The 21,501-nt window shown below is 70.4% G+C and carries 16 protein-coding genes; 13 read left to right on the forward strand and 3 right to left on the reverse strand.

Features of this window, described 5'->3' with window-relative positions; genetic code table 11:
* Nucleotides 1–2: 2 nt before the first annotated feature.
* Nucleotides 3–1,868: a molecular chaperone DnaK gene (gene dnaK / locus NS184_RS00790; RefSeq protein WP_058724227.1), complete on the reverse strand. Its 1,866-nt coding sequence runs from the start codon at nt 1,866–1,868 to the stop codon at nt 3–5.
* A gap of 283 nt (nt 1,869–2,151) precedes the next feature.
* On the opposite strand from dnaK, the gene NS184_RS00795 reads away from it, so the two are divergent.
* Nucleotides 2,152–4,875, forward strand: coding sequence for a hypothetical protein (locus NS184_RS00795; RefSeq protein WP_058724228.1), 2,724 nt, complete (start codon nt 2,152–2,154; stop codon nt 4,873–4,875).
* Nucleotides 4,876–4,940: 65 nt separating this feature from the next.
* Here NS184_RS00795 and NS184_RS00800 read toward each other — a convergent pair whose 3' ends face one another.
* Together NS184_RS00800 and NS184_RS00805 are read right to left on the reverse strand one after the other, a co-directional pair.
* Complete coding sequence (locus NS184_RS00800) at nt 4,941–5,771, reverse strand: aldo/keto reductase (protein ID WP_058724229.1); 831 nt, start codon at nt 5,769–5,771, stop codon at nt 4,941–4,943.
* Nucleotides 5,772–5,848: 77 nt separating this feature from the next.
* Nucleotides 5,849–6,256, reverse strand: a complete 408-nt coding sequence (locus NS184_RS00805; RefSeq protein WP_058724230.1) for a hypothetical protein — start codon at nt 6,254–6,256, stop codon at nt 5,849–5,851.
* A 216-nt stretch (nt 6,257–6,472) separates the two neighbouring features.
* Here NS184_RS00805 and NS184_RS00810 point away from each other — a divergent pair, with 216 nt between their 5' ends.
* From NS184_RS00810 to NS184_RS00865, 12 genes are all read left to right on the forward strand, one after another.
* Complete coding sequence (locus tag NS184_RS00810; protein ID WP_058724231.1) at nt 6,473–9,196, forward strand: glycoside hydrolase family 2 protein; 2,724 nt, start codon at nt 6,473–6,475, stop codon at nt 9,194–9,196.
* Nucleotides 9,197–9,337: 141 nt separating this feature from the next.
* Entirely contained in the window at nt 9,338–10,801 is a 1,464-nt protein-coding gene (locus NS184_RS00815; protein ID WP_193750356.1) for a sugar transferase, read from the forward strand.
* A 160-nt stretch (nt 10,802–10,961) separates the two neighbouring features.
* Nucleotides 10,962–11,228, forward strand: a complete 267-nt coding sequence (gene tatA, locus NS184_RS00820; RefSeq protein ID WP_430733529.1) for a twin-arginine translocase TatA/TatE family subunit — start codon at nt 10,962–10,964, stop codon at nt 11,226–11,228.
* 125 nt (nt 11,229–11,353) lie between these two features.
* A complete protein-coding gene (locus NS184_RS00825) occupies nt 11,354–12,748 on the forward strand; it encodes an MFS transporter (protein WP_058724233.1) in 1,395 nt (464 codons plus the stop codon).
* Nucleotides 12,749–12,796: 48 nt separating this feature from the next.
* Complete coding sequence (locus NS184_RS00830; protein WP_083513334.1) at nt 12,797–14,965, forward strand: ATP-dependent Clp protease ATP-binding subunit; 2,169 nt, start codon at nt 12,797–12,799, stop codon at nt 14,963–14,965.
* A gap of 170 nt (nt 14,966–15,135) precedes the next feature.
* Nucleotides 15,136–15,690 (forward strand): DUF2231 domain-containing protein, encoded by a 555-nt coding sequence (locus tag NS184_RS00835; protein ID WP_058724234.1) that lies wholly within the window; start codon nt 15,136–15,138, stop codon nt 15,688–15,690.
* Nucleotides 15,691–15,872: 182 nt separating this feature from the next.
* Nucleotides 15,873–16,526 (forward strand): response regulator transcription factor, encoded by a 654-nt coding sequence (locus NS184_RS00840; RefSeq protein ID WP_058724235.1) that lies wholly within the window; start codon nt 15,873–15,875, stop codon nt 16,524–16,526.
* Nucleotides 16,523–17,701, forward strand: a complete 1,179-nt coding sequence (locus NS184_RS00845; RefSeq protein ID WP_058724236.1) for a sensor histidine kinase — start codon at nt 16,523–16,525, stop codon at nt 17,699–17,701. The genes NS184_RS00840 and NS184_RS00845 overlap by 4 nt, the downstream gene beginning before the upstream one ends.
* Before the next feature lie 137 nt (nt 17,702–17,838).
* Nucleotides 17,839–18,345: a hypothetical protein gene (locus tag NS184_RS00850; protein WP_058724237.1), complete on the forward strand. Its 507-nt coding sequence runs from the start codon at nt 17,839–17,841 to the stop codon at nt 18,343–18,345.
* Nucleotides 18,345–19,385, forward strand: a complete 1,041-nt coding sequence (locus tag NS184_RS00855; RefSeq protein ID WP_058724238.1) for a peptidoglycan-binding protein — start codon at nt 18,345–18,347, stop codon at nt 19,383–19,385. Before NS184_RS00850 ends, NS184_RS00855 begins: the two co-directional genes overlap by 1 nt.
* Entirely contained in the window at nt 19,382–20,095 is a 714-nt protein-coding gene (locus NS184_RS00860; protein WP_058724239.1) for an ABC transporter ATP-binding protein, read from the forward strand. Before NS184_RS00855 ends, NS184_RS00860 begins: the two co-directional genes overlap by 4 nt.
* Entirely contained in the window at nt 20,092–21,291 is a 1,200-nt protein-coding gene (locus NS184_RS00865) for an ABC transporter permease (protein WP_242862929.1), read from the forward strand. Before NS184_RS00860 ends, NS184_RS00865 begins: the two co-directional genes overlap by 4 nt.
* Nucleotides 21,292–21,501 lie beyond the last annotated feature (210 nt).

Raw genomic sequence — 21,501 nt, forward strand, 5'->3', positions numbered from 1 at the left:
CGTTACTTCTTGTCCTTGTCGTCCTCGTCGTCCACGACCTCGGCGTCGACGATGTCCTCGTCGTCCTGCGTCGCCTGGTCGCCGGCGGGCTGCTCGCCACCGGCCGCGGCACCCGCGTCCTGCTGCGAGTAGATCGCCTGACCGAGCTTGCCCTGCGACTCGTTGAGCTTGTCGAACGCGGCCTTCACTGCGTCGTCGTCCTCGCCCGCGAGTGCCGACTTCAGGGAGTCGACGTCGCCCTGCACCTCGGACTTGACGTCCGCGGGGAGCTTGTCGTCGTTCTCCTTGATGAGCTTCTCGATCGAGTACACGAGCTGCTCGGCCTGGTTGCGACGCTCGTTCGCCTCACGACGGGCCTTGTCCTCGGCAGCGTGCTCCTCGGCCTCGCGGACCATGCGCTCGATGTCCTCCTTCGGCAGCGACGAGCCGCCGGAGATGACCATCGACTGCTCCTTGCCGGTGCCCTTGTCCTTCGCGGACACGTGCACGATGCCGTTCGCGTCGATGTCGAAGGTGACCTCGACCTGCGGGACGCCACGGGGAGCCGGGGCGATGCCGGTCAGCTCGAAGGTGCCGAGCGGCTTGTTGTCGCGGGTGAACTCGCGCTCGCCCTGGAAGACCTGGATCGCGACCGACGGCTGGTTGTCGTCGGCGGTCGTGAAGGTCTCGCTCCGCTTCGTCGGGATCGCGGTGTTGCGGTCGATGAGCTTCGTCATCAGGCCGCCCTTGGTCTCGATACCGAGCGACAGCGGCGTGACGTCGATGAGGAGGACGTCCTTGCGCTCGCCCTTCAGGACACCGGCCTGCAGCGCGGCGCCGACGGCCACGACCTCGTCCGGGTTGACGCCCTGGTTCGGCTGCTTGCCGCCCGTGAGGCTCTTGACGACCTCGGCGACGGCGGGCATGCGGGTCGAACCACCGACGAGCACCACGTGGGCGATGTCGCTGACCGAGACACCCGCCTCCTTGATGACGTCGTTGAACGGCTTCTTCGTACGGTCGAGCAGGTCGGAGGTCATCTGCTCGAACTGGGCGCGCGAGATGGTCTCGTCGAGGTTGAGCGGGCCGTCGGCGGTGAGCGTCAGGTACGGGAGCTGGATGCTCGCCGACATCTGCGACGAGAGCTCCTTCTTCGCCTGCTCGGCAGCTTCCTTGAGGCGCTGCTTCGCGATCTTGTCGGTCGAGAGGTCGACGCCGTGCTCGTCCTTGAACTTCTTCACGAGGTAGTCAACGATGCGCTGGTCCCAGTCGTCGCCACCGAGGCGGTTGTCACCGGCGGTCGCACGGACCTGGATCGTGGAGAAGTCGTCGTCCTTGCCCACCTCGAGCAGGGAGACGTCGAACGTGCCGCCACCGAGGTCGAAGACCAGGATGAGCTCGTCTTCCTTGCCCTTGTCGAGGCCGTACGCCAGCGCGGCGGCGGTCGGCTCGTTGATGATGCGGAGGACGTTGAGGCCGGCGATCTCACCGGCGTCCTTCGTGGCCTGACGCTCGGCGTCGTTGAAGTACGCCGGGACGGTGATGACCGCGTCGGTCACGTCCTCACCGAGGTACTGCTCGGCGTCGCGCTTGAGCTTGCCGAGGGTGCGGGCCGAGATCTCCTGCGGCGTGTACTGCTTGCCGTCGATGTCGACCTTCCAGTCGGTGCCGATGTGGCGCTTGACGGAGGCGATCGTACGGTCGACGTTCGTGACGGCCTGGCGCTTGGCGGTCTCGCCGACGAGCACCTCGCCGTCCTTCGTGAAGGCGACGATCGACGGCGTGGTGCGGAGGCCCTCGGCGTTCGCGATGACCGTGGGCTCGCCGCCCTCGAGCACGCTGACGACCGAATTGGTGGTTCCGAGGTCGATGCCTACTGCACGTCCCATGTGTTGGTGCTCCTTCTGCTGGTGCGGGTGAAGTCTGCTCGGACTTGCGTCGAGATGACTCAACCCTACTCCGGGTTGGCTGGGTGTCAAGCGGGTGAGTCCGAAGTTGCGTCCTTGCGGCTCAACACTGCACCGCCTCGTGACGTGTTGTATTTCATAGATCAGGTGGATATTCTGACCCGGCTGCGGGGTGTCCCGCGTTGAACCAGACCGCGAGCCGCCGGCGAGCCGATCGACCTGCGCGAACGCCGCGGCCCGACCCCTCGAAAGGGATCACTCACTCATGCCACAGCTCAAGAAGAAGCGCGCCGCGAAGGATCTTGGTGCCTCCGCGCTCGCCGTCGCGACCATCGCCTCCGGTCTCTCCTTCGGTGCAACAACCGCGCATGCGGTGCAGGTCGGCGAAGCCGAGACCTCAGGGATCTTCGCCAAGATGTTCTGGAACTCCGATCCGACGTCGGCCAACGGCCGGTGGAACGCTGTCGTCAACGACGGCACGCTCAACGGGACGCCCGGCGGGTTGAACTACATCCAGCGCTTCCCGGAAGGCCGACGCGCGGCCGAGGCTGCAGCGCTCGAGATGTCGGTGCCCACGAGGACGAGTTGGACACAAGTCCAGCTGAAGGGTACGAACTACTGCCTCGAAGCGAGGGGGGTCGGCCACAGCAACGGGTACTACTTCGACACGTTCGGGTTCTTCGATTGTGATCCCCTGACCGATGCGCAGCGGTTCCGACTCGACGAAGCGGACCGGATCGTGGTTCAGTCCACCCGCCAGTGGATCATGCGCACGACGAACGACAACGGCGACGCCGTCTTCCTCCGCGGCAACGACGATGAGCCGAACATGGAGTTCGAGGGGCCCTGGGCCGGACGGTTCTTGTCGGCGTCGGCGTTGTTTGCGGATGATGTTGCGCAGCGTGCGACGGTGTCGGGGACGGGCAAGCCTGGGGCTTCGATCGCCGTGAAGAACGGCTCGACCGTCGTGGCCTCGACCACCACCGACACGAACGGCGACTACTCCGTGCAGGTCGCCGCACCGAACCGTGGGGGTGTCGTCGACCTGACGGTCGAGCAGACGGTCGATGGCAGTGTCGAGGGGGCCGTCGATGTCGCGCTCGACTACGGCAACGCGGTCGAGATCACGGGGCCGGAGGACCAGTCGGAGATCCCGGGCGCGAACACGGCGATCACGGGCACGGGTGAGCCGGGTTCGATGGTGCAGGTGTTCGACAACGATGGTCGGAACCCGATCACGTCGACCACGGTCCGGGGTGACGGCACCTGGGCGGGTGCTGCGAACCTCTCGGCCGACGAGCACACGCTCGAGGCGAAGCAGCTGTCGAAGGGGGCGAACACGACGACCTCGACCGTGACGGTGAACCCGAGTGACGGGTCGGTGCCGGCGCCGACTGCCGAGGTGCGGTTCGGTGCGGCTGTGACCGACCGTGCGACGGTGACGGGCGAGGCTCAGGCTGGTGCGACGGTCACGATCCGTGACGAGGACGGTGATGTCGTGGGCACCCCGCAGGTGGTGGACGGCCGCTACTCGCAGGTGGTGAACTCGCCCGGTGCCGGCGTGCACTCGTTCTTCGTGACCCAGCAGGTCGACAGCACCGTGTCGGAGCCGGTCGAGGCGACGGGTGACTTCGGCGCTGCCGTGGCCGTCACGGCGCTGCCGGCGCAGTCGACCCCGGGCGATGTGACCGTTGCGGGCACGGGTGAGAACGGCCGGACCGTCACGGTCCGTGCGGGTTCCCAGACCCGCACTGCCACGGTCGCGAACGGCCGCTGGTCGGTCGAGCTCGAGCTGGCGCCGTCGAACACGGCGGTGCAGGTCAGCGTGTCGCAGACCGCGCAGGGCAACACCGTCACCACGGGCACGACCTCGACGACCCCGAACGGCGCGATCACCGCGCGTCCGGTGGAGATCGTCGAGCCGTCGAGCCACGAGTACACGCCGATGGCGGAGACCGTCCTGTCCGGGACCGCGACGCCGTACGCGACGGTGAAGATCGAGACCATCCGTGGTACGCAGATCCGCGAGGTCAAGGCCGACAAGAACGGCAACTGGTCGTTCAGGCGCGCCTACGGCCCGTCGAACGTCTACACCTTCATCGCGACGCAGACCCGCTTCGACGGCACGACCAGCCGTTCGGCCGAGTTCATCATGAGCCCGGTCGGTGCGTTCCGCGCGCTCGCGGTGACCAGCCACACTGACGGCGGCACCTACACTCGGGGCGAGAACACGTTCCGTGGGACGGCGACGCCGGACGCGATGGTCCGGATCACGAACCAGTGGGGTCGCCAGGTCGCGTCCGCGCAGGCGAACGTGAACGGCGCGTGGTCGGCGACGGGGAACCTCGGCCCGACCGCGGACTACACGCTGACGTTCACGCAGACCGCGCCGAACGGGCAGCAGGACTCGGTCCAGCTGGCCCTGTCCCCGGAGCTGGCTGCGTACGAGGACGCTGCGCTGACGTCGCCGACGAACAACTCCACCTACCGTCCGGGCGCGGTGACCTTCACCGGCACGGGTTCGGAGGGCACGGAGATCGTGGCGAAGAACCAGTGGGGCACGATGATCGGCGCCGCGACCGTGGGAGCGAACGGGCAGTGGGCGTTCGAGCGCAACCTCGGCCCGACCGCGGACTACCAGATCACCTTCACCGCCAAGCGCGGCACCGACGGCAACACCTTCTCGGTCAACGTGAACTCGCCCGAGGCTGCGCCGCTGGTGATCACCTCGCCGAACGCCGGTGACACCTACACGCCGCTCGAGCAGGTCACCTTCACCGGCACGGCGAGCCCGTTCGCCGAGATCGACGTGAAGACCAAGCGGGGCACCCAGATCGCGACCGCGACCGCGAACGACAAGGGCGAGTGGTCCTTCCGTCGCGCGTTCGGGCCCACGAGCGTCTACGAGTTGGTCTTCACCCAGACCGACGTCTACGGCGACACCCAGCCCGGTGCGGAGTTCGACTACGCACCCAACCCCACCAAGTAACCGGCGACACGAACACACGAACGGCCCCCGCACCGAGGTGCGGGGGCCGTTCCTCGTTCTCCGGGTCAGGCGGGGATGTAGTCGAAGGTGTCCGGATCCGGACCCGTACGGTGCCCCTTGTCGAGCGACGTGATCGCCGTCATGTCCTCGTCGGAGAGCTCGAAGTCGAAGATCGCGAAGTTCTCCTCGACGCGCGAGCGGGTGACCGACTTCGGGAAGACGATGTCACCGCGCTGGATGTGCCAGCGGAGGACGACCTGCGCCGGGGTCTTGCCGGTGTTCCCGGCGATCCGCGTGATGGTCTCGTCGTCGAGCACGAGGCCCTGCGCGATCGGCGACCAGGCCTCGGTCGCGATGCCGTGCTCGCGGTCGTACGCGCGGAGCTCCTCCTGCACGAGGTACGGGTGCACCTCGATCTGGTTGACCGCCGGGGTGATCGTGGTCTCGGCGGCGAGGCGGTTGAGGTGGTGTGCCTGGAAGTTGCTCACGCCGATCGAGCGGGCGGTGCCGCCGCGGTAGAGCTCCTCCATCGCCTTCCACGTCGGGACGAAGTCCGAGACGGTGGGCAGCGGCCAGTGGATGAGGAACAGGTCGGTGTAGCCGCCGAGCAGGTCGGCCGACTTCTTGCCGTTCTCGAGGGCGGCCTCGGGATCGTGGAAGCCGTTGTTGAGCTTCGAGGTGACGAAGATCTCCTCACGAGGGATGCCGGACGCCTCGATGGCCTCGCCGACCTCCTTCTCGTTGCCGTACATCTCGGCGGTGTCGATGTGGCGGTAGCCGACCTCGAGTGCCGCGAGCGTCGCTTCCTTCGTCTCGGAGGGGTCGATCTGGAAGACGCCGAAGCCGAGCTGCGGGATGGTCTTGCCGTCGTTCAGGGTGATGTTCGGAACGGTCATGTCGCCATGCAACCAAAACCCGCCCAGCTCGCATTCCGTCAACTCCCAGTCGGGCGCGTCACCCGGTACGAGGCCGTTCAGTCCAGCGCAGATCGGATGTACGCGAGGAGCGCGGCGCCGTACGCGTCGGCCGCGTCGGGAGCGTCGAAGGTCTGTGCAGCCCCGTCGATCGTCGCGGTGACGGTCAGCGACGACCCGGAACGCGCGAGCGACACGAACGCGCTCCCGAGCAGCGTCCGGAGCTGGTCCTCGCGCGGCAGCCACAGCGACTCGGCGGCTTCGACCGAGTCGAGCGCCCACTCCGTCGTCCCGTTGAAGCCGAGGACGGTGCCGCTGGGGTAGTCGTGCCGTTCGACCGTCATCTCGGACACGGTGTAGACGTCGTCGTCGACGCCGGGCTTGTCGATGACGAACCGGTCGCCGGTCGACGGGTGCCAGCGGAGTCCGGCGTCGCGGAGGGCTGCGGCGAGAGCAACTGTGATCACGGATCACAGCCTGCCACCCACCGCCGTGCAAGCTCCGCGTACTAGCATCGCCGGGCACCCCGTCGTGCGATCGCCCAGGCGCTCGCGTGCGCGACGTGACGACGCCCGGCTGACCGGTGTCGTGCCTCCAGGCCGGTTCCCGGCCGCCTGGCGGACACGCGGCCGGCGTCCCGACCGAGCGGACCACCGGTCCCGCCCGCCCAGAGAAGGACCCGCATGACCCTCGACCGCGAGGAACTCCGCGACGACTGGACCGTGACGATGGCAGGCGGCAGTGGCGCCCCTGACGGCGTCGCCGGTCGGAGCATCCCGGCGACGGTGCCGGGTCAGGTGCACACCGACCTCGAGCGGGAGGGCCTGCTCGACGACCCGACCTTCGACCGCAACGAGGCGGACGGCAGGTGGGTCGGCCGGGCGGACTGGGCGTACCGGCGGACCGTCGACGTCGATCCGCGCGGGCACGAGCGCATCGACCTCGTGTGCGACGGCCTCGACACCGTGTCGACGCTGACCGTCGACGGTGTGACGGTCGGGACCACACGGAACATGCACCGTCGCCACCGGTTCGACCTGCGCGACGCGACCGGTGGGTCCAACGCACGGACGGAGCGCGAGCTCGAGATCCTGTTCGAGTCGCCCTACCGCGAGGCCGGGCGGGTCGCGGCCCGTGCCGGCAGCATGCCCGGGCCGTACGACGAGCCATTTCCGTACGTGCGGAAGATGGCGTCGAACTTCGGGTGGGACTGGGGGCTGACGGCGGTGACGAGCGGTCCGTGGCGGCCGGTCGCGATCGAGCGCTGGTCGACGGCGAGGCTCCGTGAGGTGCGTCCGCTCGTCGACGTGGAGGCGGGGGAGGGCGTGCTCGACGCGCACGTCACCGTGGAACGGTCGGGACCGTCCCGGAGTGGGACGAGCACCGCCGACCTCGACCAGGACGGCGAGGACGACGACCTCGTGCTCGTCGTGACCGTGAGCGGGCAGGACGCCGAGGGCGGCACGACCCGCCAACGGTCGCGTGCGCAGCTGACCCCGAAGGACGACGAGACGGTCGTGACCGTGCGGGTCCCGGACGCACAGCGGTGGTGGCCGCGCGGGTACGGCGAGCAGCCGCTCTACGACGTGACCGTCGAGCTGCAGACCGTCGAGGGCGAGGTGCTCGACCGCGACGTGTTCCGCACCGGCTTCCGGTCGACGCGGATCGACACGGCGTCGGACACGATCGGCAAGCCGTTCGGCGTGTACGTCAACGGGACGCTCATCGACGTCCGCGGGGTGAACTGGATCCCGGACGACGTCATCGTCTCGCGCGTGACGCGGGAACGCTACGAGTCCCGACTGGGCACCGCGGCCGCGCTCCGGGCGAACCTGGTGCGGGTCTGGGGTGGCGGTGTGTACGAATCGCGCGACTTCTACGAGGTCTGCGACGAGCTCGGGCTGCTGGTCTGGCAGGACTTCGCCTTCGCCTGCTCCGCCTACCCCGAGACCGAGCCGATCCGGAGCGAGGTCGTCGCGGAGGCCCGGGACAACGTCGCCCGGCTCTCCCGGCACCCCTCGCTCGTGGTCTGGAACGGCAACAACGAGAACATCTGGCTGCACGACGTCGACGGCTGGGCGGAGACGCTCGGGGACCGCGGCTGGGGTCTCGACTACTACCTCGACCTGCTCCCGACGATCGTCGACGCGGTCGACCCGACGCGCTTCTACACGGTGGGCTCGCCGTGGTCCGGCGACGAAGACCTGCCGGCGAACGACGTCGACCACGAGACCCACCACTCCTGGGAGGCCTGGAACCGCCTGCCCGACAGCGCGTACCGCGCGTCGGTGCCGCGGTTCGTCTCCGAGTTCGGGTGGCAGGCGCCGCCGGCTTGGCGGACGCTCCGGGACGCGGTCGCCGACGATCCGATGCGGGTGGACTCGCCCGGGGTCGTCCACCACCAGAAGGCCGACGACGGCATGGGCAAGCTGGCGCGGGGCATCGAACCGCGCTTCGGCTCCGTCGACGCCTCGTCGTTCGACGCGTGGCACTACCTCACGCAGCTCCAGCAGGCGCGCGCGATCGCGACCGGTGTCGAACACTGGCGGACGCACTGGCCCCGGAACACCGGGGTCGTCCTGTGGCAGCTCAACGACCTGTGGCCGGTCGCGTCGTGGTCGGCCGTCGACTCGGCGGGGCGGCTGAAGCCACTCGCGCACGAGCTGCGCCGGCTCTACGACGACGTGCTGCTCACGATCCGGCCCGTCTCCTCGGTCGTCGGCCCGCGGTCGGCCGGCTCCTCCGGCGCGTCGGCCGAAGACCAGCCTGGAGGCGCGGATCACCCGACCCCGTCGGCCCGCGCTGGTGAGGCGGCAGAGCTGGGCGAGCTGGCGGACACGCTGTCGCTCGGGTCCGGGGGCGTCTCGCTCGGAGTGTCGCCCGGAGCGTTCGGCTCGTCGCCCGTCGAGGTCGCGGTCCGGTCGACCCGGTCGGGCAACGACAGCGTCGTGCGCGTGCGACGGATCACACTCGCGGGCGCCGTGCTCGCAGAGGTCACCCTCCCCGTGCACCTGTCGGCCGGGGTCGCCGTGGTCGCCCTGCCCGAATCGGTCGGGGTCGTCGACGACCCGCGGAACGAGCTCATCGTGGCGGACCTCGACGAGCGACGCGCGGTCTGGACCCCGGCGTCGGACCAGGAGATGCGGTGGGAGGCCGCTCGCTTCGACGCCTGGACCGAGACGGACGGCGCGACGGTCCGTGTGGTCGTCGAGGCGTCGACCGTCGTGCGGGACCTGCTGCTCCAGCCGGATCGGGTGTCGGCCGACGGCGTCGTCGACCGGGGCTTCGTGACGTTGCTGCCCGGCGAACGCGCGGTGTTCCGCGTGCGCGGAGTCGATCCGGCGCACGCTGGCGCGCTGCTCGACCGGCCGGTGCTGTCGTCGCTCGCGGACATCCTCGGTACTTGATACATCGCACACGACGGTGATATTCTGATGGGGCGTTGTTCCGTCGTGCTCTGAGCGACGAAGCCGCCCGGTCGTCGTTCCGTCGGTCGGCGTCCGACCGGAGGTCCCGCGGTGTCACTCACCATCCGTCCCACCCGTCCGGTGGGAAGCGTTCCCCTGTCCGCGACGCGCCCCGTCCCCACCGCCGCTCCCGCCGGTGCGCGCCCCGGGTTCGCGAGGGCGGTCGCCGCGCTCGACCTCGCCGTCCTGCTCCTCGCCTTCCTGGCGGCGCACGTCGTGCGGTTCCCCGGTGAGCTCCCGGCTGGTTCTGCTGCCGCGGGCTGGATGGAGTTCGTCGTGGCGCCGGCGATCGTGCTCGTCTGGATGTCCCTGCTCTCGACCTTCGGTACGCGCAACGCCCGCGTCGCCGGCGTCGGCAACGACGAGTACCGGCGCCTGGTCACGGCGAGTCTCGTCACCGGAGCGGGGGTCGCGATGGTCGCCTACGCCGTCCAGCTCGACATCGCCCGCGGGTACGTCGCGATCGCGTTCCCGCTCGGGCTCGCGCTGCTCGTGACGGAGCGCAAGGTCGTGCGCACGGTGCTCGCGCGCCGACGGCGTCGCGGGGAGCGGCTCCAGGACGTGTTGCTCGTCGGCGACGCTGAGGACGTGCGCTACGTCGGCCGCCGGATCGCGGCCACCCCCGTCGCCGGGTACCGGGTCGCCGGCATCGTCACGGACTGCGTCTCGGTCGGCTCGACCGTCGAGCTCGGAGCGGCGTGCTCCTCGGTCGTCGGCGGGATCGACGACGTCCTCGACCGCGCACAGGCGATCGGCGTGTCCGCCGTCGTCGTCGCAGGCGCGATCCGCGGCGGGCACGAACGTCTCCGACGCCTCGGGTGGCAGCTCGAGGAGCGCGGCGTCGAGCTCGTCGTCTCGTCACCGCTCGCCGACATCGCCGCCGGCCGGGTCCACGAGCGTCCGGTCGACGGCCTGCCGCTCATGCACGTGGAGACGCCTGACTACCGTCGGCGGTTCGGCAAACGGCTGCTCGACGTCGTGGGTGCCGGGCTCGGCCTCGTCCTGCTCGCACCGATGCTCGCCGCGGTCGCGGTCCTGATCCGGCTCGACGACCGGGGGCCGGTGTTCTTCCGCCAGACCCGTGTCGGTCGTGGTGGGCAGGACTTCTCGATCCTCAAGTTCCGGACGATGTGTCTCGATGCCGAAGCCCGGATGGCCGAGCTCGAGGCATCGAACGAGGGGGCCGGGCCGCTCTTCAAGATGCGGGACGACCCCCGGGTGACCCGTGTCGGGGCGTTCCTGCGCAAGACGTCCCTCGATGAGCTCCCGCAGCTCTGGAACGTCCTGACCGGGTCGATGAGCCTCGTCGGACCGCGTCCGGCGCTCCCGAGGGAGGTCGCCGTGTACGAGGACTTCGCGGACCGGCGGCTGCTCGTGACACCCGGCATCACCGGACTCTGGCAGGTCAGCGGTCGATCGGACCTCGACTGGGCCGAGGGTGTCCGGCTCGACCTCCACTACGTCGAGAACTGGTCGTTCCTGCACGACCTCGTCATCCTCGCGCGGACGATCCCGTCGGTGCTGCGCTCCCGCGGTGCCTACTGACGCGAAGGCTGCTGATGCCGAGCCTGTGGGAACGGTGTCCGTTCGGGCGCCTCGCCTGTGATTCCCGGACAGACCGAGTTACGATGATCCGACCACGAGCTTCCGCCGCGTGTGTCGAAGAAGACCCGATCACGGCGACCAGTTCACCATCGAAGGAGTCATGATGTTCGCAGGCCTCACCGGCATCCATCTGCTGATCATCCTCGGGATCGTCATCCTGCTGTTCGGGGCGACCAAGCTCCCGGCGCTCGCGAAGGGTCTCGGTCAGTCGATCAACATCTTCAAGAAGGAGATGGGCACCGACGACAAGCAGTCGTCCGACGCCACCGCGCAGAACACCACCGCACAGAACACGGCTGCGCAGCCGGCCGCTCCGGTCGTGAACCCGGGCCCGTCCGTCCAGCCGAACGCGGACTCCAAGCAGTAGGACCCCCCACAAGAGGACTCCCAGCCCCGTCTTGTCGGCAGCCCCCGCGACCACTCCGGTCGCGGGGGCTTCGTCGTGCGCGGGCGCTTGCGCGCGACGTCAGCGGAGCGGGGTTGGATGAACGCATGACGACGCCCGCTGCCCCGCTCCGCGACGATCGCCGCGTGGTGCTCGTCGTCGCGATCCTGGCGTCGTTCGTGGTCGGGCTGGACGCGAGCGTCGTCACCGTGGCGCTCCCTGCGATCCGACACGAACTCGGTGGCGGACTCGTCGTGCAGCAGTGGGTCGTCGATGCGTACATGGTGACGCTGGGGTCGCTCATCCTGGTCGCCGGCTCGTTGTCGGACCTGTTCGGCCGCCTCCGGATCATCATGCTCGGGTTGGTCGTCTTCGGCATCGCGTCCATCGTCTGCGCGGCGGCACCCACGGGCGAGGTGCTCATCGTCGCTCGGGCACTCCAGGGCATCGGGGGCGCCCTGGTCACCCCGAGTTCGCTCGCCCTCATCGTCGCGGCGTTCCGTGGCGCGGCGCAGGGGCGGGCGATCGGTTCGTGGACGGCGTGGTCGAGCGCCGCCGTCATCGTCGGCCCGGTGATCGGCGGAGTGGTCGTCGACGGGATCGGCTGGCGGTGGATCTTCGTGCTCACCGCGGTGCCGATCGCGGTGACCATCCCGCTCGTCGTCCGGATCTCCGGTGACGTCCGGCCTCCCGGCAGGCCGCGGGTCGACGTGGTCGGGGCGGTGCTCGCGGTGGTCGGCATCGGCGGGGTGGTGCTCGGGCTGATCGAGCAGGAGCGGCTCGGGTGGTCCTCTCCGGTCGTGCTGGCGGCGCTCGTGGTCGGCGGCGCGGCGCTGGTGGCGTTCGTACCGTGGGAGCGGCGGACCCCGCAGCCGCTCGTGGACCTCCGGCTGTTCCGGGCACGCAACTTCGCGATCGGGAATCTGGCGACCCTGTCGATCTACGGCGCGCTCGGGATGGTCGGGTTCGTGGTGACCCTGTTCCTGCAGGAGGTCTGGGCGTTCCCCGCCTGGGTCGCGGGCATCGCCACGCTGCCACCGACGGTCCTGCTCCTGTTGCTCTCGACGACCGTGGGCTCCTTCGCCGGCCGGTACGGGCCGCGGTGGTTCATGACCGCGGGTCCCGCGATCGCAGCCGTGGGGTCGTTCCTCATGGTGCTCGTGGGCGACGATCCGGCGGCGTACTGGTGGACGGTGCTCCCCGGGCTCGTCCTCGTCGGCGTCGGGATCTCGCTCATGGTGACGCCACTGACGAGCGCGGTCCTCGGGTCGGTACCGGAGTCCGAGGCGGGGATCGGCTCGGCCGTCAACAATGCCGTGGCCAGGATCGCGAGTCTCGTCATGGTGGCCCTCGCGGGTGTCGTGCTCGGCGGGGCGATGACCACGACCGGGTTCCACCGCGCGGTCGTGGTCATGGGCGTCCTCCTGCTCGCCGGGTCGATCGTCAGTGGCGTCGGCATCCGGAACCCGGCGCGGGAAGAAACCGCGGCGGCCAGAAGTTGAGTGCAGTAGACTCAACCCCAAGACCATCGCAACGAAAGGACGGAACGCATGGCGAACCTCCAGGGCGCTCCTGACTCGCAAGAGCGACAGAAGACCGCCCTCGAGCAGTACGGCGTCGACCTCACGTCGGTCGCCCGGAGCGGCAAGCTCGACCCGGTGATCGGCCGCGACGCCGAGATCCGACGTGTCTCGCAGGTGCTGACCCGGCGGACGAAGAACAACCCCGTGCTCATCGGTGAGCCCGGCGTCGGCAAGACCGCCGTCGTCGAGGGGCTGGCGCAACGCATCGTCGCCGGCGACGTCGCCGACTCCCTGAAGGACAAGCGGCTCGTGTCGCTCGACATCTCCGCGCTCATCGCCGGCGCGAAGTACCGCGGCGAGTTCGAGGAGCGGCTCAAGGCCGTGCTCAAGGAGATCAACGACTCCGACGGCCAGGTGATCACCTTCATCGACGAGCTGCACACGCTCATGGGCGCAGGCGGGGGCGAGGGGTCGGTCGCCGCATCGAACATGCTCAAGCCGATGCTCGCGCGCGGTGAACTCCGGCTCATCGGCGCGACGACGCTCGACGAGTACCGCGAGTACATCGAGAAGGACGCGGCTCTGGAGCGACGGTTCCAGCAGGTCTACGTGGGGGAGCCCAGCGTCGAGGACGCGGTGGCGATCCTGCGCGGGCTGAAGGAGCGGTACGAGGCGCACCACAAGGTGACGATCAACGACTCCGCGCTGGTCGCCGCTGCCAGCCTGTCGAACCGCTACATCTCCGGGCGCCAGCTGCCGGACAAGGCCATCGACCTCATCGACGAGGCGGCGTCGCGGCTCCGGATGGAGATCGACTCGTCGCCGGTGGAGATCGACGAGCTCAAGCGCACGGTCGATCGGCTGCGCGTCGAGGAGTTCGCGCTCAAGCAGGAGAAGGACGACGCCTCGAAGGCCCGACTCGAGACCCTGCGTGCCGAGCTCGCGAGCCGTGAGGCGCTGCTCGGAGAGCTCGAGCAGCGGTGGCAGGCGGAGCGTGCATCGCTGAACCGGATCGGTGAGCTGAAGCAGCGCCTCGACGACCTCAACATGCGCTCGCAGCGGGCGCAGCGCGAGGCCGACTACGAGACCGTCAGCCGGCTCGAGTACGGCGAGAAGCCGCGCATCGAGGCGGAGCTGGCCGCTGCCGAGCAGGCTGAGAGCGCCGAGCGGATGGTGAACGACAGCGTCACCGACGAGGACATCGCCGCGGTGATCGCGCAGTGGACCGGCATCCCGCTCGGGCGGCTCCTGCAGGGCGAGACCGAGAAGCTGCTGCACCTCGAGAACGAGCTCGGACGTCGGATCATCGGGCAGCGCTCGGCCGTGAACACCGTCTCCGAGGCCGTCCGCCGCACGCGAGCGGGCATCTCCGACCCGGACCGTCCGACGGGCTCGTTCCTGTTCCTCGGCCCCACCGGCGTCGGCAAGACCGAGCTGGCCAAGGCGCTCGCCGAGTTCCTGTTCGACGACGAGAAGGCCCTCGTCCGCATCGACATGAGCGAGTACGGCGAGAAGCACTCGGTCGCGCGGCTCATCGGCGCCCCGCCCGGGTACGTCGGGTACGAGGCCGGCGGGCAGCTCACCGAGTCCGTCCGCCGTCGGCCCTACTCGGTCGTGCTGCTCGACGAGGTTGAGAAGGCCCACCCCGAGGTCTTCGACGTCCTGCTGCAGGTGCTCGACGACGGCCGGCTGACCGATGGCCAGGGTCGGACGGTCGACTTCCGGAACACGATCCTCATCCTGACGTCGAACCTCGGGTCGCAGTTCCTCACGGACACGTCGTTGACACCGGAGCAGCGCGAGGAGGGCGTGCGGGACCTCGTGACGCAGGCGTTCCGACCGGAGTTCGTCAACCGGCTCGACGACATCGTGGTGTTCCAGGCGCTCACCTCGGAGGACCTCGGGCAGATCGTGTCGCTGTACGTCGACCGCCTCGCCCGCCGGCTGTCCGACCGTCGTCTCGAGCTCGCGGTCACGCCGTCGGCGCGGACGTGGCTGGCCGAGCGCGGGTACGACCCGGTGTACGGGGCGCGACCGTTGCGGCGGCTCATGCAGCGGCAGATCGACGACCGGTTGGCGCGGGCCATCCTGGCCGGCGACGTCCGGGACGGCGACACCGTGCGGGTGGACGTCGCCGCGGGTGGTGACGAGCTGACCGTCGAGCCGTTCGACCTCGGTGAGGTCGTCGAGGAGTAGCGGCTTGCGGCTGCCGGAACCAGGTTCCGGACACGGCATCGCGGAACGGCGCGGTGTGGTGTCCGGAACCTGGTTCCGGGCGGTCGGAGCGCGTTCGTGCGGTGACCGCCTGGAGGCCCGGTGCGCGTTCCTGGAACCCGCTGCGGGCCTCCCGGCCTACCGTCCAGGGCATGCCTGAGATCCGAGCCATCCGTCGCCTCACCGACGCCGTCGAGCACGCGGACGTGCTCGACAAGGCCGTCGACATCGACCGCTCCGTCGTCCGCGCCCTCGCACGTCCCCGAGCGCTCCGGCAGCTCCTGCACGGCGTGCCCTTCGGCCACCCGCTGCACCCGCTGATGGTGCAGGTGCCGCTCGGGGCGTGGATCTCGGCTGCGGTGCTCGACCTGGTCGGCGGGAAGGGGAACGCGAAGGCCGCGCGGACCCTCGTCGGCGTCGGTCTGGTGTCGTCCGGGAGCGCCTCCGTCGCCGGGTACGTGGACTGGTCCGAGCTCGACCGCGAGCAGCTCCGGACGGGGTGGGTGCACCAGGCCGTGAACTGGGTCGGGATCACGCTCTACGGGCTGTCGTGGATGCAGCGGAAGCGCGGGAACCACGGCGCGGGGAAGTTGCTCGGGTTCGCGGGGCTGGCCGTCGTCGGGGTCGGCGGGTACCTGGGCGGGCACCTGGCGTACCGGCAGCGTGCCGGCGTCGGGTCGAGCGCCCGGGTGCCCTTCGACGACTGACGGGCGTCTGACCGGCGGACCGTCCACCGAGACGTCGGACCGGGGGCAGCGCTCGCGCGTCACCGCCGCAGGACACCTGGTCGGTCAGGCTCGTCGTCAGGGACCAGACCGAGCCGACGGCGCGCTTCCCGACGGGTTCCGGCTCGTCGTTCCGGTTGCGGATCGACGGCTAGGCTCCGTGCATGCGCGTGCTGGTGGTGGACGACGAGGTCGCGCTCGCCGACCTCGTCGCGAAGGGCCTCGTCCGGCAGGACATGGCGGTGGACGTCGCGTACCGGGGGGACGACGCGGATGCGCTGCTCGCGGTGAACGACTACGACGTCGTCGTCCTCGACCGCGACGTTCCCGGGCTGCACGGCGACGAGGTCGCCCGCAGGCTCGCAGCCCGCGGCTCGTTGACCAGGATCCTGATGTTGACGGCAGCGACGACGCTGATGGACCGGGTGAACGGCCTCGAGCTCGGCGCCGACGACTACCTGACGAAGCCGTTCGAGTACCCGGAGCTCGTCGCGCGGGTCCGTGCACTCGGCCGACGGAGCGTCGCGCCCACGGCGCCGGTCCTCGAGCGATCGGGACTGCTGGTCGACACGAACCGGCGCATCGCGACCCGTGACGGGCGTCCGCTCGACCTGACGTCGAAGGAGCTCGGGGTGCTCGAGGTGCTGCTCCGCGCCGACGGGAGGGTGGTGCCCGCCGAGGAACTGCTCGAGAAGGTGTGGGACATGAACATCGACCCGTTCACCGCCGCCGTCCGGGTGACGATGTCGAAGCTCCGCAAGAAGCTCGGCGAGCCGGACCCGATCCGCACCGTCCCGGGCAAGGGGTACGCCTTGTGAGCCGAGCGTGGAGCATCGGTGCGCGCACGGCCCTCGTGTTCGCCGTCGCTTCGATGGCCCTGACCGCTGCCGTACTGGTCTTCGTCAACCTCGCGTCGCAGGCGTCGTTCGCCGGTGCGCTGCAGGGGCCCGGACCGTCGGCACCAGCATCGGGGCGTGCGACCGCAGCTCCGGGGAGCGACCTCGCGGTGACCGCCGTGCCCACCGCCGGGGTGACGGGGGGATCCAACGGTGCGCCGGGCCCCACGTCCATCGCGATCGTGCAGACGGTCAGCACCCTCCAGTGGCAGTGGTCGGCGGTCGGGATCGTGGTCGCGGGCCTGCTCGCCGGCGTCGTCGGGTGGGTCGTGAGCCGCCGGATGCTCCGGCCGGTGGACACCATCACGCAGACGGCCACCCGCCTCTCCGCGTCGAACCTGCACGAGCGCATCGGGCTCGCCGGTCCGGATGACGAGCTCCGGCGGTTGGCGACCACCATCGATGCCCTGCTCGCGCGCCTGGAGGCGGCCTTCGAGGGACAGCGACGCTTCGCGGCCCAGGCGTCGCACGAGCTCCGCACCCCGCTCGCGGTCCAGCGGGCAGCGTTGCAGATCGGACTCCCGGACGACGCCTCACCCGAGGACATCGCAGTGGTCCGCGAGCAGCTGCTCACCGAGAACCGCCGCACCGAGCGCCTGATCGCCAGCCTGCTGCTCCTGGCCGAGGCGGAGCGGGACATCTCGGGGCACACGGAGGACGTCGACCCCGAGGTGGTGGTCACGGAGACGTGCGCCGCGCTGGCGACCGCTGCCCGCGAGGCCGGGGTGCGTCTCGAGGCGTCGAACCGACCGGGAGGGCAGCCGATCCGCTGGCAGGCCGAACCGGCCCTGGTGCGGCAACTGCTGCACAACCTCGTCGACAACGCCGTCGAGTACAACGAGGCGGACGGTTTCGTGCGGATCACGACGGACCCGTCGGGGTGGACCGTCGAGAACAGCGGTCAGGTCGTCACCGCGGACCGGGCCGCGATCCTCGTCGAGCCGTTCCGTCGCGGCGCCTCGACGAACGGGCACCGGCACAGTGGGTTGGGGCTGTCCATCGTGGTCGCGGTCGTCCGCGCGCACGGCTGGTCGCTCGACGTGCGGCCCCGGCCGGGTGGAGGGCTCGTCGTCCGCGTGGACGCACGTCCGGCCTGACGGGCCGAGGACGGCGTCACCGAGCGCGGTCCACGGTGTTTCGCTGGTGCAACGTCGGAGGAGCAGGAGGTGAAACACCGTGTGCGATCAACTGGTACAGCAGTCGGGACCGGCCCGGCGCCCCCAGGAGGCATCCGATGACCACGCGAACCACCGCCCTCTCCACCCTCGCAGCCGTGCTCCTGCTGCCCGCGATCCTCGCCGGGTGCAGCTCGACACCGACCGATGCCGAGACTGAATCCGCGACCGGGTCGCGCAACGACGCCGCGCTCGCGATCGCCTCCTGCATGCGCGACCGAGGCCACGACTACGCCGACCCGGACACCAGCGGGGGCAGAGCACCGCTCCAGATCCCGGACGGTGTCGACCCTGACGCGTACCAGTCCGACCTGCGGGAGTGCATCGGAGCGGCCGGAGGCGGTGCGGGCAGCGGCCAGGCCGCCCAGGCTGCACCCGGCGCGACCGAGGCCGACGAGGCGTACGCCGCCTGCCTGACCGAGGCAGGGTTCGACGACTTCCCGGACGACGTCGAGGAGTGGAACACCTACGCGCCCGCCGACCAGGACGCGTTCGACGCCGCCAGCAGCACCTGCGGCGACGACGCGTACGGTGACCTCGCTTCCGAGATGCAGCAGGCCGGCTGATGCGCGCCAGGAGGAAGGTCGCCCTGTTCGTGACCGGAGGCTGTGCCGTCGCGGCCGTGCTGAGCGGCGCTGGCGTCCTCGTGGTGAGCGGTGCCGGAGCCGAGCCCGCAGCCAGCTCCAGCGTGTCCGCCGACCGGAACACCGCTCCGGTCACCACGACCGACCTCGTCGACACGACGACGTTCCCCGGGAGCCTCGGCTACGGCAGCCCGGTCGGGGTGCCGGGCACCGCTCCCGGTACGATCACCTGGCTCCCCGAGCCCGGTGCGGAGATCTCCCGCGACGAGCCGGTGTACGCCGTGGACGAGCGTCCCGTGCGCGCGATGCACGGTTCCGTCCCACTGTGGCGCACGCTCGCGCGCGGAGTGGAGGGCACGGACGTCCGCCAACTCAACGAGAACCTCGCGGCCCTGGGGTACGACGTCTCCGTGGACGACGTGTTCGGTCCCCGGACGGAACGTGCGGTCCGCCAGTGGCAGCACGACCGAGGGTACGAGGAGACCGGGTCGCTCACGTCGAGCGACATCGTGTTCCTCGCCGGCGACGTGCGCGTCGACTCCGTCGTGGGCGCCCTCGGACAGGCGCCGAGCGGGGACGTCCTGACCGTCACCGGCTCGGAGCGCGTGGTCGTCACGTCGGTGACGCCGCGTCGATCGGAGCAGCTGCCGGTCGGGAGCGCGGTGCAGGTGCGGGTGAACGGGGCCGGTGCCCTCATCGACGGCACCGTCACCGACGCCGTGCCCGGTACCGCGAAGGACGGCGGCGCTGTCGTCGACGTGACCGTCGGGTTCGACCCAGGTGACCGGAAGCTCCCGTCGACGGCGACCGCCCAGGTCATCGCACCCGGGGCGCGCGCGGACGACGCGCTGACCGTCCCGGTGCCGGCGCTCGTCGCGGGGGACGACGGCGGCTACGCGGTCGACGTCCTGCGCCGCGACGGCACGGTGGACCGCATCGCGGTCGAGATCGGGCTCGTCGCCGCGGGACGGGTGGCCGTCACCGGTGACGTCGCCGACGGCGACCGGGTGGTCGTCCCGTGAGCGTCCTGGCTCTCCGCGACGTCGTGAAGACCTACGGCGACGTCGGAGCGCTCCGCGGCGTGACGCTCGACGTCGCCGACGGGGAACTCGTCGCCGTCGTCGGCCCGTCGGGCTCGGGCAAGTCGACGATGCTGAACATCATCGGCACGCTGGACCGGCCCACATCCGGGACGCTCCACATCGCCGGCGACGACGTCGGCACCATGCGCGACGACGAGCTCTCCGCGCTCCGTGCCCTGCACATCGGCTTCGTGTTCCAGCACTTCCACCTGCAACCGGGTGCGACCGCCGCGGAGAACGTCGCCGACGGGCTGCTCTACGCGGACGTCGCACGCCGCGTGCGTCGTCGGCGAGCCGTCGAGGCGCTCGAGCGGGTCGGTCTCGGTCACCGTGTCGACCACCTCCCGAACCAGTTGTCCGGCGGTGAGCAACAGCGTGTCGCGATCGCGAGGGCGATCGTCGGGGATCCGACGATCCTGCTCGCGGACGAACCGACCGGCGCGCTCGACACGGCATCCGGTACGGCGATCCTCGAGGTCCTCCGCGAGCTCAACAGCGCCGGGACCACCGTCCTGGTGATCACCCACGACCTCGAGCTCGCCGCCTCGCTGCCTCGTCAGGTGCGGATGCGCGACGGCCTGGTCGAGCAGGACTCCGCCGGTGGGGATGCTGCCGAGCTCGCGGCCGCGATCGCCGGGGGTGCCCGGTGAGTCGGTCGGACCGCGTGCTGCGGAACCCCGGGGGTGCCGACCTCCTCCGACTGGGCGTGTTCGGACTCCGGACCCGGCCGACGCGGGTCGTGTTGTCCGCACTCGGCATCGCCATCGGGATCGCGGCGATGATCGCGGTGGTCGGCATCTCGACCTCGAGCAAGGCTGCACTCGACCGAGTCCTCGACGGACTCGGGACGAACCTGTTGACGGTCTCGCAGGTGAGCAGCATCGTCGAGCTGCCGCCGATCTCGGAGAGCGCCGTGGCCGCCGCCGATCGGCAGGAACTCGTCCGGTCGACGGCAGGCGTGGGTGAGGTGCCCGGCGCGCGCGTCTACCGGAACCCGTTCATCCCGGAGGCACAGACGAAGGGGATCGGCACGATGGCGTCCTGGGGCGACGTGCCCAACGTGCTCGGCGGTGGGATGGCGTCCGGTCGGTGGCTCTCGCCGGACCCGGATGCGCCAGACCAGATCGTCCTCGGTTCTCAGGCAGCGGAGAACCTCGGGATCGACGAGGTCCGTGCCGGGTCGCAGCTCTGGTTCGGCGGGCGGTGGGTGCAGGTCGTCGGCATCCTCGACCCGCTCCCGTTGGCGGAGGACCTGGACAACCAGGTGTTCGTCCCCCGCGGGACCGCGGAGGCGCTCGGGTTCGACGGTCACCCGACGGCGGTGTACTCCCGGGTCGACCCAGAGCACGTGGCCGATGCCCGCGAGACGCTCGCCGCAGCGGTGAGCCCGGGCGCGCCGCAGGACGTGGACGTCACGCGTCCGTCCGACGCGCTGGCCGCGAAGCAGGCGACCGACGACTCCTTCACCGGGTTGCTCCTGGGGATCGGTGGGGTCGCGTTGCTCGTCGGCGGGATCGGGGTCGCGAACACGATGGTGATCACGGTGCTGGAGCGCCGGGCCGAGGTGGGCGTGCGTCGAGCGCTCGGCGCGAGGCGGCGGAGCATCCGGGACCAGTTCCTCGTGGAGTCGCTCCTGCTGTCGTTCCTCGGTGGGGTCGCCGGTGTGGTGGTCGGCGTCGGTGTCACCGTGGCGTTCGCGCTGGGGCAGAGCTGGCCGGTGGCGGTCCCGCCCTGGGCGGTGTTCGGCGGACTCGGCGCGACGGTCGTGATCGGTGGGGTGTCGGGCCTGTACCCGGCTGCGCGCGCCGCGCGCATCCCGCCGACGACTGCGCTCGCCGCGGCGTGAGGACGTGGGAAGGACGGACGGGAGGCCCATGGCGGGACCGCCACGGGCCTCCCGTCCGTGACGTCCAGCAGGCGCAGATCATCCCTGGTCATGACCACTTCGTCAAGGCTGCATCCCGATCTGTTCGACATCCGTGATCCCCCGGAAACATGCGGATCGCGACAGTCCACAGGCTTGCGATCCGGTGTTGACATCCCTGCGTGATGGGTC

The organism is Curtobacterium luteum, from assembly GCF_001475545.1.
GTDB lineage: Bacteria > Actinomycetota > Actinomycetes > Actinomycetales > Microbacteriaceae > Curtobacterium > Curtobacterium luteum_A.